We start from the raw sequence: 3,933 nt of genomic DNA, 5'->3' as shown, positions 1-3,933 counted from the left end.
CAATCCGACAAAAATTATGGTATTGTTTTTCATGGTGCTGGCCTCCGCTTATATGGTATGACACATATATTATGGCTCTGGCTTTGCTAACCCACGATAGGAGGTCAGCACTCTTTTGGGACGTGGGGAGTCATTATGTCTATGTAAATTCAGCAAAGATGCATACCCAATGAACTGGGCGTATGAATAAAGTTTGGCCAAGGAGTGAAGAGATAAATGAAGAGAATATTCTTTATTGTTTTATTAGTTTCCGGTTGTGCAACATCATCAGGCGTAATCCCTATAGGGATAGATACGTATTTGATTTCTAGATCCCAAAAAGGATTCGATGTGGTTGGTGGCAGTGTTAAAGCTGATGTATATAAAGAAGCATTTGCATTTTGTAACAATCAAAATAAGCACTTCCAAGTTGTTCGAGTATCTCAAAAGGATATGGTTCCATTCACATCAGATGCCCAGGCAGAAATTCAGTTTATGTGTCTGGATAAAGAAGATCCTGAGTTAACTCGGCCAAATATAAAGAGAGAGGCTGACGTAGTAATAGAAATACGGAACAAATAACTGTTTACATAACAAGTGCCATCAATCGGACTTGGGTAAACTGTCACCGTTTTTGCAAAAAGACGCAAAAACGCCGCCACTTCACCCAAGCCGTTGTGGCAGGCGTTAGTGCTCTTAAGAAGCTAAGCGATTCTGTCGAACATCATCAGCAAGCCAAGATTTGATTAAGGACTGGTAAGGCATGTCTCTTCGATTAGCCTCAATTTTAATGCTTTCAAGCAAAGACTCAGGTAACCGCAAGGAAATTGTTTTCGTCGATGGTTTTAAGTTGGGCATTGTTACTTTTGCGGCCTTACTCCAGTCCAAGTAATCAGCGGAATCATTATCTTCCCAAAACTTTCGTTCTTCTGCCTCTGTTTTAAACTTTGGAGGCTGTTTATGCTTGTTCATAAAATTTCCTCTCTTTCTTGTGCATTGGTCGTGCAGAAATCACTCTAATCAAAGTGTTATCTTCACGCAGTGTAAAAGTAATATGTAGTTGCCGCCCATCATCGGTAATTCCAAGGGCATGGTATCTGGGCTCTTTATCACTGTGCTTTTTGTCCGGCAGCAGTAATAAAGGCTCATTAAAAAATAATTGTTCGGCCTCTAACTGGTTTACGCTGTGTTTATCAACGTTTTTTCTTTCGTTGCCAGCATCCCAATTAAAGCCTTTTATTTGTTTCCAATTAATCATTTATGTATATTACCATCATATACATAAAAATGGCACTAACAAGCGGCTCCACCGGACAAATTTTATTGTCACCTTTTTTGTACCAAAAAAGCCGCCAATAAAATTTGCTCGGTGAGCCGGGCGTTAGATGCCCCATGTGCTCACAGCCTCTCCAAAAGAACAAGACTGTTCATTTTTAAAGGGTTAGTTTAATCTTTCGAAAAATATATACATTGGAGAAAACTGTGAAAAACTGGTTATTCTTATCCGCTGCTATTATTTGTGAAGTAATTGCAACATCCAGTCTTAAGTCTAGTGAAGGTTTTACTAAAATCGCCCCATCGCTGCTTGTTATTATTGGCTATGGCGCTGCTTTCTATTTACTTTCACTTACTCTGAAATCAATCCCTGTTGGTATTGCATATGCAGTTTGGTCAGGGCTTGGCATAGTTTTAGTAACTCTAATCGCATGGTTCATGCACGGGCAAAAACTTGACCTTTGGGGGTATGTTGGCATGGGTTTAATCGTTGGTGGCGTTGTTGTTCTCAACTTGCTTTCAAAAACCAGTGCACATTAGTCCAGTATGCATCTAACAAGTTGCACCAGTCGGAAAACCTCCGCTCCGCGGCTTTGTGCATTCGCTTCGCTCATTGTTGCACAAAGCCACTACACTACAGTTTCCGCTGTGCAAGGCGTTATGTTTCAGAACGAAGTTATGGCAACTTTTAAAGCACTGTTTAAATTTATATATTCGGCTCTAGCTGCTGCTGTGATTATTGGGCTTACAATATCAATACTCGATGACCCTGCAAAAAAAATAAATGAATACGAAGTTACAGCAGGCGTAATTGAAAGTTTCAAACACGTAAAATATCGCGGGTATAAAACCTATTTAAATTTAGCGGGGTCAAAAGAGCAATATCGATTACGCTTGAAACCCCAAAAGCGGAATATGGTTACCCAGGGAGCTGACGTAAAGGTTTGGTTTGCGGATACTTTACTGTTTGGCCTAAAGGTAAAACAGGTAAGTGTTAATGGTGTAATGTTAAAAAAATATGATTATCAATATGTTAATAGTGTGCACAACAAATTTATTTTCGCAGTATGTATATTGTTGGCTGGCTTCATATTTCTTTATGGTGATCTTTTTAAAAAACTAATATCAAAATTAAGTACATAACAATGCGCTCAAACGGACTCGGCAAACTGACACCTTTTTTGAAAAACACTCAAAAAAGTCGCCAGTTCACCTCTCCGTTTAGCTAAGCGTTAAATGTTTTTTGGCTCTTAAGGTTTAGGGCTCAATATTCTGCAGGGAATGCTCGTTTCTTATCGAGCATTCCTCCGTTTAAATTATTAAGGTAGGTGGCACGGTTTCCAACTGTTCCGCTCCGCTGTTTAAGCTTCTCAGGTACATTTTAATTTGTAGAGGTTTCGTTGGTGGTGTGTTCCTAGGGAGTCCGGTAAAGTCGCCATCTAGGGTGTTTTTGTCTCTGGGCAAGTACAAAGGTTTTAACGTGGTGTTTGGTGTAGTTGGGTGTTCTAAAACATCTAACCAGTTCATCAAACATCACTCCGGCCACAAAAACACGTGGCCTACGTTGGACGCACGATAGAGCCGTGCGCCGTTTATAAAAGCGTTAAGTGACCATATGAAAAATATAATTCTAACGATAATAATTGGACTACTAGCAGGTTGTGGTTTTCAACAATATAAACCAAACGAAAGCTTGGTTATCGGAAACCAAAGCTGTACCTCTTTGTCTGGTAAATACACCTTAAACTTCGAAAACTATTCACATTACAATAGCCTTGGTTTTTGGCAACTTCGTCAATACGATCAATTTGAAATAAATGCATCCGCTAATGAACTATTGTTCACTGGGTACAAAAATGAATCTGTAGTTAATTCATCACAAATACTACGTCCTGACTGGTCTTGCTCAAAGGGTATTCTTGCCATCGATATCAAAAATGAAACTCAAAATAATGGTGGTGTAACAGTCTATGAGGCAAGATCATTACAGCTATATTCTTACAAAGCTGGCGAAGTTTACGTTCGCTATAAACAAACTAGTACGGGCCTGGCTTTCTTAATTCCGGTAAGCACCTTCGATGATAGTGTAGTTAAATTAAATGCACTGCATTAAATCACTTAACAAGTTTATCAAACCTCGTTCCGCCCACGAAGGAACGTGGGCTACACTGGACGCGCAAAGACACGCGCGCCGTTTATAAAAGCGTTATATTTAGGGAGTAGTAATGAAAATTGGAAGTTCTATCGTATGTTTGGCAGTAATATTTTTAGCCGCCTGCAGTAGTGGGGGTAATGATACGCCAGACCCGCTCGGAATAAATGGTCTTTGGTCTGCTTCCTGCTATTACGATGAAGAATATGGCGATTATAATCTCGAGTCTTATATATTTAATGGTTACAGTCTAACCGCAAGTTTGGAAGTTTACTCAAATTCATTGTGCACTGGTCAGCCTGATATAGAAGTTAGTGGCAGTGGTACTTTTACACTTGGAAATACAGTTATTACCGCTGGCGGTCCTGAAGCCATCGAGTTCGATGTCATTCTAAAAATAGAAGATCAAACGCTTCAAGTTGCTGACCTTATTCGTGTAGATGGCGACTCACTAAACTGGGGTGTCTATATTGATGGCTCCATTAGGCCAACAGAAATAGACTTTGATGAAACGTATTTTAGACAAT

7 protein-coding genes are annotated in these 3,933 nt (G+C 39.7%); 5 read left to right on the top strand and 2 right to left on the bottom strand.

Features of this window, described 5'->3' with window-relative positions; translation table 11 throughout:
- Positions 1-216: 216 nt before the first annotated feature.
- Positions 217-561, top strand: coding sequence for a hypothetical protein (locus A3763_RS15450; RefSeq protein WP_068510171.1), 345 nt, complete (start codon positions 217-219; stop codon positions 559-561).
- Between the two features lie 114 nt (positions 562-675).
- On the opposite strand, the gene brnA is transcribed toward A3763_RS15450, so the two are convergent.
- A complete protein-coding gene (gene brnA / locus A3763_RS15445) occupies positions 676-951 on the bottom strand; it encodes a type II toxin-antitoxin system BrnA family antitoxin (protein ID WP_068510173.1) in 276 nt (91 codons plus the stop codon).
- On the bottom strand, positions 938-1,237 hold the full coding sequence (locus A3763_RS15440; RefSeq protein ID WP_068511104.1) for a BrnT family toxin: 300 nt from the start codon (positions 1,235-1,237) through the stop codon (positions 938-940). Before A3763_RS15440 ends, brnA begins: the two co-directional genes overlap by 14 nt.
- A 224-nt stretch (positions 1,238-1,461) precedes the next feature.
- Between A3763_RS15440 and A3763_RS15435 the strand changes: the two genes are divergently transcribed.
- The 4 genes from A3763_RS15435 to A3763_RS15420 all read left to right on the top strand — a co-directional run.
- Complete coding sequence (locus tag A3763_RS15435) at positions 1,462-1,794, top strand: Qac family quaternary ammonium compound efflux SMR transporter (RefSeq protein WP_068553830.1); 333 nt, start codon at positions 1,462-1,464, stop codon at positions 1,792-1,794.
- A gap of 120 nt (positions 1,795-1,914) precedes the next feature.
- Complete coding sequence (locus A3763_RS15430; protein WP_068511189.1) at positions 1,915-2,397, top strand: hypothetical protein; 483 nt, start codon at positions 1,915-1,917, stop codon at positions 2,395-2,397.
- A 472-nt stretch (positions 2,398-2,869) separates the two neighbouring features.
- The gene (locus tag A3763_RS15425; RefSeq protein WP_068511113.1) at positions 2,870-3,367 is read left to right on the top strand and encodes a hypothetical protein; all 498 of its coding nucleotides are present in this window, start codon (positions 2,870-2,872) and stop codon (positions 3,365-3,367) included.
- A gap of 112 nt (positions 3,368-3,479) precedes the next feature.
- The coding region (locus A3763_RS15420) for a hypothetical protein (RefSeq protein WP_068511111.1) at positions 3,480-3,933 on the top strand (454 nt) is incomplete at its 3' end.

Source organism: Oleiphilus sp. HI0128 (genome assembly GCF_001635365.1).
This window is presented reverse-complemented; position numbering and strand designations above follow the sequence as displayed.

Excerpts from the sequence above, each read along its gene's own strand:
- A3763_RS15425 (WP_068511113.1), top strand. The coding sequence starts at position 2,870 with ATGAAAAATATAATTCTAACGATAATAATTGGACTACTAGCAGGTTGT.
- brnA (WP_068510173.1), bottom strand. The coding sequence starts at position 951 with ATGAACAAGCATAAACAGCCTCCAAAGTTTAAAACAGAGGCAGAAGAA.
- A3763_RS15430 (WP_068511189.1), top strand. The coding sequence starts at position 1,915 with ATGTTTCAGAACGAAGTTATGGCAACTTTTAAAGCACTGTTTAAATTT.
- A3763_RS15450 (WP_068510171.1), top strand. The coding sequence starts at position 217 with ATGAAGAGAATATTCTTTATTGTTTTATTAGTTTCCGGTTGTGCAACA.
- A3763_RS15440 (WP_068511104.1), bottom strand. The coding sequence starts at position 1,237 with ATGATTAATTGGAAACAAATAAAAGGCTTTAATTGGGATGCTGGCAAC.